The organism is Psychrobacter sp. 1Y4, from assembly GCF_051847555.1.
The window spans coordinates 1-864 of the sequence record NZ_JBPYDE010000311.1; the positions used below are offsets into that span (position 1 = coordinate 1).

Genomic DNA, 864 nt, shown 5'->3' on the forward strand with positions numbered 1-864 from the left:
TTGTAATCTGTACATTATGATTTTGCCATAGAGACAAAAAAGCCCACTATTATTAAAGTGGGCTTTTTGTTTTTATTGAACAAGCATATCACATTAGCTCAATCGACTCATCACTTGCAGCGGCAAACGCTTCATTGCCTGACCTACAATTGACCATGGCAAGCTTGGTACGCACGCCTCTTCCAAACCTGCTTCAATCGCTGCAACAATCGCTTTGGTACCAGTATCAGTATCTACTTCAAACGGCAATGGCTTGGCATTCGTATTGATCTCAGTACGGATGTAACCAGGATAAATGGTAGAAATCTTAATAGGTAGCTTAGTCAATAGCATATCAGCACGAATACCTTCTGCAAGATGCGCCAAACCTGCTTTACTCGCACCATAAGCCGTCAGATGCTTGGGCAGGCCACGCATCGCTGACATGCTCGACATTGCCACCAGATGACCGCTATTTTGAGCCCGAAAGATATTCATCGCAGCTTCACATTGCGCTAATGCCGAAATAAAATTAATCTCAACGGTACGGCGGTTGGTATCAAAGCGCCCTTTACCAATGCGGCGGCTATCGCCAATACCGGCATTGACCACTATACGATCGATCCTGCCAAAGTCAGCAGCAAATGCATCGAATACCTCAAAAACAGCATCATAATCACTGACATCTAGCGCTCGGTACTCAACGCGTATATTAGGATATGATGCTACCAGCTCTGACTGCAGGCTTTCTAAACGATCAGTACGGCGCGCACAGATGGCGAGGTTGTAACCAAGCTTAGCAAACAATCTTGCCATGCCCTCGCCCAATCCTGAACTGGCACCAGTAATCAATACAGTCTTATTTTTCCCTACTTGCTGCTCATT

At 45.5% G+C, this 864-nt stretch carries 1 protein-coding gene; it reads right to left on the minus strand.

All coding sequences use genetic code 11. The annotated features are described in order from the left end of the window. Positions 1 to 93: 93 nt before the first annotated feature. On the minus strand, positions 94 to 864 hold a 771-nt coding region (locus ACS8FC_RS15985; RefSeq protein ID WP_439297494.1), incomplete at its 5' end, for an SDR family oxidoreductase.